The organism is Collinsella aerofaciens, from assembly GCF_028209885.1.
GTDB lineage: Bacteria > Actinomycetota > Coriobacteriia > Coriobacteriales > Coriobacteriaceae > Collinsella > Collinsella aerofaciens_BA.
Genome location: NZ_JAQLEM010000056.1, coordinates 1,830 through 7,461, shown reverse-complemented (window position 1 = coordinate 7,461; position 5,632 = coordinate 1,830). Strand labels below are relative to the sequence as shown.

Below are 5,632 nucleotides of genomic sequence, written 5' to 3'. Positions count from 1 at the left end.
GGCGACACCGACATCAACATCATCGACACCGCCGAGTTCGCGATCCCCGGCCTTGACGACGAGTTCCGCGTCATCGTCTCCCCGTGGATTCTGACGGTGCTCGTGACCGACCGCCTGGCTCGCTACTACGAGACGGTCACCAAGCACAACCTCAAGTATCGTCGCTACTATCACCAGTTCGACTACTAAAGAAAACGGGTGCGGGAACGTGCCGGGCTATTGAGAGGAACACAGAATGAGACAGTACATCATCGCCAGCCATGCGCACTTCGCCACCGGCATCAAGGAGAGCGTCGAGCTGCTCTCGGGCGCTCGCGACAACGTCCACGATCTTTCGATGTTCGTCGATGGCCGCATGGACGTGGCCGAGGAGGCCCAAAAACTGCTGGCAGGCATGTCTGCCGACGATGATGTCGTTGTCTGCACCGACCTCTTTGGCGGTAGCGTTAACAACGAGTTCACCAAGATCGTCCAGACGCGTCCCCGCACGTACCTCGTTACCAACATGAACCTTCCTCTGCTCATCCAGCTGCTGTTCTCTGACGAGTCGGCGCCGGTTGAGGAGACGATTCGCGCCATCGTCGCTGCGGACGATACGCGCGTGAAGTTTGTCAACGATCTTTTGGTCGATGACGAGGAGGAGGAAGAGTTCTAATCCGCAGCACCTACTGACACGCCGTATGACGGCACAAGACCTTTGGGGGGTCACATTATGATTCAGCTACTTCGCGTTGACCATCGCCTGCTTCATGGCCAGGTCGCAGTTTCCTGGGTTCAGGGCCTTGACTCCAACTGCATCTTCTGCGTGGGCGATAAGGTCGCTAACGACCCGGTGTGGAAGACGACGCTCAAGATGGGCAAGCCTGCCGGCTGCAAGCTCGTCATCAAAGATATGGAGCATGCAATCGAAGCTATCAACTCGGGCGTGACCGACAAGTACAAGATGATCATCTGCGTCGCCACTATCGCTGAGGCAAAGCAGCTTGTTGAGGGCTGCCCGCAGATCAAGTCGGTCAACCTGGGCAACACCAAGCCCAAGGACGAGAAGCGTCCCGACGCTCGTCAGGTCTCTCGTCAGATCTTCCTGACCGCGGCCGAGGAAGCCGATGTGCGCGAGATGCTGGATCGTGGCGTTGAGGTCGAGATTCGACCCCTGGCCGATGACCCCAAGGTCGACTGCGCCAGCGTGCTCTAGGCGTTCAATTTCGAAGAGTCTGAGCTCTTCGTAGTGTCCTATATGGAAAGGGGGATGTATGCTTACCCAAGCAATCCTCATCGGACTTATCGCCGCATTTGGTAAGTTCGACTGCCAGCTCGGTACGCTCTACGCGTTCCGCCCCATCGTCCTGTGCCCGCTCGTGGGCCTGGTGCTGGGGGACCTGCAGTCCGGCCTCGCGATCGGTGCGAGTCTGGAGCTGCTGTTCATGGGCTCGATCTCCATCGGCGCCTACGTGCCGCCTGATGAGACGATCGGCGGCGTGCTCGCCTGCGCCTTCGCTATCCAGCTGGGCCAGAGCACCGAGGCAGCCATCGCGCTTGCCATGCCCATCGCCACGCTGTGCCTTGCCATCAAGAACATCCTTAACGCCGCCCTGCCGATCCTGGTCGACCGCGCTGATGTCTACTCCGGCCAGGGCAACCTTAAGGGTGTCTATGCGATGCACTTCCTGATCGGTTTGACCGGTATCATCATGGCGTTCCTGCTGTGCTCGCTGTCGTTCTATCTGGGTGCTGACGCCATCCAGGGCCTGCTCGACTTCATCCCGCCCTTTGTCCTTGCTGGCTTTGGCGTTGCCGCCAACTTCCTGCCTGCCATGGGCTTCGCCATGCTCGGCCGCCTGGTGCTCACCAAGCAGCTCGTGCCCTTCTACTTCCTGGGCTTCCTGCTGTGCTCCTACGCCAACGTGCCCGTCCTGGGCGTCGCCCTGATCGCCATCATCATCGGCATCGACAAGTTCGACCTGCTCGGCCTGGGCGGAGCCCAGCCCCAGCTCTCCGCGGAAGGGGATGAGGACGATGACTTCTAGTCCCGAGAACAAGATCACGCGCTCCGACCTCGTCAAGAGCGCCGTCAACGTCGGCGCCCTGGGCATGGAGTTCTCCTGGACCTACTACAAGCAGATGAACATCGCCTTCTGCCTGATGGTCGCCAACATGCTCAAGAAGATCTACGCCGGCCGCCCCGACGACTACGCCGCGGCCCTGCACCGCCACTGCGCGTTCTTCAACATCACCGTCCAGTTTGCCCCGTTCGTCGGCGGCATCGCGATGGCCATGGAGGAGAAGGTCGCCCGCGGCGAGATCGAGCCCGAGAGCGTCAACGACGTCAAGGCCGCCCTCATGGGTCCGCTGTCCGGCATCGGCGACTCCATCTTCCTGTCGACGCTGCGCGTGGTCGCCGCCGCGGTGGGCATCAGCCTGTGCCAGGCCGGCAACCCCTTCGGCCCCATCGCCTTCCTGCTCATCTACAACGTCCCCGGCTTCGCGCTGCGCATCTGGGGCGCCGTCAAGGGCTACGAGCTGGGCGTGGGCTTCCTGGACGAGGCCCAGAGGACCGGCCTCATGCAGAAGATCATGACCTGCGTGGGAATCGTGGGCGTCATGGTCGTGGGCGCCATGTGCAAGGACATGTTCTGGGCCAGCATCCCGGTGGCCATCGGCTCGGGCGACGACGCCCAGACCCTCCAGGACATCCTGGACGGCATCATGCCCGGCATGCTCGGCATGATCGCCTTCTGGCTGTACTACTGGCTGCTGTCCAAGAAGATCAACCCCATGGTGCTGATCGTGGCCACCATGGTCGTGGGCATCATCGGCGCGTTCTTCGGCGTGCTGGCGTAGGTTCCTGCGTTCTATTCTGCCCCCAAGGGAAACGGCGACCCATTGCGGTCGCCGTTTTTTATTACCGAAAGCTAGCCGGAGGTGCTTCGTGATTCGATCTGACAATCCATCCGATAATGGCGTGAGCGGGGCGATGTATCTATTTGGCACGGCGCTCTTGTGGAGTTTTATCGGCATCCTCGTTCGCGCCAATTCGCAGTCGGCTCTTTTGATCGGTGCCGTTACGGCAATATTTATGGCGCTCTTTATCCTGCTCGTCGGTAGGCCTGTCCTCCGCGTCAGCCGTCTTATTGCCCTTGTGGCCGTCTGCAACTTCGTGACGGGCACCACGTTTAACTTTGCCAACCAGCTCACGACGGTCGGCAACGCGATCGTTCTGCAGTACACCTCGATGATTTTCGTTATCGTGTATCAATCGCTCGCAACCCGCACGTTGCCCTCGCCTGCGAAGATTGCCTCCGTGGTGGTTGCTTTTACGGGTATGGGACTTTTCTTTTTAGGCGATTTGAGTGCCGAGGGCATGCTCGGCAACCTGCTTGCCGTCATTTCGGGAGCCACCTTTGGGCTGTGTTTCTTTTTGAACTCTCGCCCCGATGCGTCGCCCATGGTGTCCTCGCTCATCTCCTGCGGTATCTCGATGCTGCCGATCGTCTATTTTGCTGGCGCCCTAGACTCCGTGAGACCATTTGAGTGGGGGCTCATGCTGGTGCATGGCCTTTTTTGCAGTGGCCTTGCGAGCGTGCTGTATGCCAAGGGAATCGCGCGCACCAACGCGTTTGCGGCCAACTTGGTTTGCATGAGCGAGGTCGTGCTCGCTCCCTGCTGGTCGGCGCTCTTCTTTGGCGAGGTCTTTCGCTGGAACGAGTTTTTGGGCGCGGCGATTATCGTTTTGGTGATTGTGGCCAACTTGGCATCCGATGCCTTTGGCGATGGCTTTCTGGTGGCGCTAGTCCGCCATCGAAACAAAGAGCGCGCCTGATGAGATACGTCTGCCGTTTACGGTAAAAAACACCCCGCTGAGCGAGTGGTATTAAATAGTAAGAACCTGCATATCTATAATTGGTATCAAATCATTTGTGCCTGGCATGGGTGTTAGCAGCACACCAGGTACGCTTCGAGCCGTGGAATCGAACTCCCGGAATTGATATCAACAACGCGCGCGACGGGAGTGACGACGGTTCGATATTCCTTATTGGGAGGAATTATGCTTGTCCAAGCAATCCTCGTCGGCTTAGTTGGAGCTTTTGGATGCCTCGACTACCAGCTCGGCACCCTCTACGCGTTCCGCCCCATCGTCATGTGCCCGCTCGTGGGCCTGGTGCTGGGGGACCTGCAGACCGGCCTTGCCGTTGGCGCCAGCCTGGAGCTGCTGTTCATGGGCTCGATCTCTATCGGCGCCTACGTGCCGCCTAACGAAACCATCGGCGGCGTGCTCGCCTGCGCGTTTGCCATTCAGCTCGGTCAGGGTACCGAGACGGCTATCGCACTCGCCATGCCCATCGCCGTCCTTTCGCTGACGATCGGCAACATTACGGATGCTGGATTTTCGATCATTGTTGACATTGCTGACAAGTGCGCTGCCAAGGGCAACCTCAAGGGTATCTACGCGGCACATTGGAGCATGGGCCTCTTTGGCTGCCTTGAGTACTTCCTGCTGTGCGGCGGCGCCTTCTATCTGGGTTCCGACGCCATCCAGGGCCTGCTCGACTTCATCCCGACCTTTGTGATCGATGGCTTTGGCGTTGCAGCCAACATCCTGCCTGCCATGGGCTTCGCCATGCTCGGCCGCCTGGTGCTCACCAAGCAGCTCGTGCCCTTCTACTTCCTGGGCTTCCTGCTGTGCTCCTACGCCAACGTGCCCGTCCTGGGCGTCGCCCTGATCGCCATCATCATCGGCATCGACAAGTTCGACCTGCTCGGCCTGGGCGGAGCCCAGCCCCAGCTCTCCGCGGAAGGGGATGAGGACGATGACTTCTAGTCCCGAGAACAAGATCACGCGCTCCGACCTCGTCAAGAGCGCCGTCAACGTCGGCGCCCTGGGCATGGAGTTCTCCTGGACCTACTACAAGCAGATGAACATCGCCTTCTGCCTGATGGTCGCCAACATGCTCAAGAAGATCTACGCCGGCCGCCCCGACGACTACGCCGCGGCCCTGCACCGCCACTGCGCGTTCTTCAACATCACCGTCCAGTTTGCCCCGTTCGTCGGCGGCATCGCGATGGCCATGGAGGAGAAGGTCGCCCGCGGCGAGATCGAGCCCGAGAGCGTCAACGACGTCAAGGCCGCCCTCATGGGTCCGCTGTCCGGCATCGGCGACTCCATCTTCCTGTCGACGCTGCGCGTGGTCGCCGCCGCGGTGGGCATCAGCCTGTGCCAGGCCGGCAACCCCTTCGGCCCCATCGCCTTCCTGCTCATCTACAACGTCCCCGGCTTCGCGCTGCGCATCTGGGGCGCCGTCAAGGGCTACGAGCTGGGCGTGGGCTTCCTGGACGAGGCCCAGAGGACCGGCCTCATGCAGAAGATCATGACCTGCGTGGGAATCGTGGGCGTCATGGTCGTGGGCGCCATGTGCAAGGACATGTTCTGGGCCAGCATCCCGGTGGCCATCGGCTCGGGCGACGACGCCCAGACCCTCCAGGACATCCTGGACGGCATCATGCCCGGCATGCTCGGCATGATCGCCTTCTGGCTGTACTACTGGCTGCTGTCCAAGAAGATCAACCCCATGGTGCTGATCGTGGCCACCATGGTCGTGGGCATCATCGGCGCGTTCTTCGGCGTGCTGGCGTA

7 protein-coding genes and 1 pseudogene are annotated in these 5,632 nt (G+C 60.5%); all 8 read left to right on the top strand.

Translation table 11 applies throughout. From position 1 onward, the window contains the following. Nucleotides 1-189 (top strand): annotated as a pseudogene (locus PMX21_RS09735) (SIS domain-containing protein); the annotation flags it as partial. Between the two features lie 46 nt (nucleotides 190-235). After that, on the top strand, nucleotides 236-655 hold the full coding sequence (locus PMX21_RS09730) for a PTS sugar transporter subunit IIA (protein WP_148346728.1): 420 nt from the start codon (nucleotides 236-238) through the stop codon (nucleotides 653-655). Between the two features lie 57 nt (nucleotides 656-712). Next, nucleotides 713-1,195 (top strand): PTS sugar transporter subunit IIB, encoded by a 483-nt coding sequence (locus PMX21_RS09725; protein ID WP_270224931.1) that lies wholly within the window; start codon nucleotides 713-715, stop codon nucleotides 1,193-1,195. 58 nt (nucleotides 1,196-1,253) lie between these two features. Next, nucleotides 1,254-2,027, top strand: a complete 774-nt coding sequence (locus tag PMX21_RS09720) for a PTS mannose/fructose/sorbose/N-acetylgalactosamine transporter subunit IIC (protein ID WP_271739668.1) — start codon at nucleotides 1,254-1,256, stop codon at nucleotides 2,025-2,027. Continuing rightward, entirely contained in the window at nucleotides 2,008-2,841 is an 834-nt protein-coding gene (locus PMX21_RS09715; protein ID WP_196022811.1) for a PTS system mannose/fructose/sorbose family transporter subunit IID, read from the top strand. Before PMX21_RS09720 ends, PMX21_RS09715 begins: the two co-directional genes overlap by 20 nt. Nucleotides 2,842-2,929: 88 nt before the next feature. Then, nucleotides 2,930-3,820, top strand: coding sequence for a DMT family transporter (locus PMX21_RS09710; RefSeq protein ID WP_271739786.1), 891 nt, complete (start codon nucleotides 2,930-2,932; stop codon nucleotides 3,818-3,820). A 225-nt stretch (nucleotides 3,821-4,045) separates the two neighbouring features. After that, a complete protein-coding gene (locus PMX21_RS09705; protein ID WP_271749009.1) occupies nucleotides 4,046-4,819 on the top strand; it encodes a PTS mannose/fructose/sorbose/N-acetylgalactosamine transporter subunit IIC in 774 nt (257 codons plus the stop codon). Further along, nucleotides 4,809-5,632: PTS system mannose/fructose/sorbose family transporter subunit IID (locus PMX21_RS09700; protein WP_430392729.1), on the top strand; the 824-nt coding region annotated here is incomplete at its 3' end. The genes PMX21_RS09705 and PMX21_RS09700, both read left to right, overlap by 11 nt.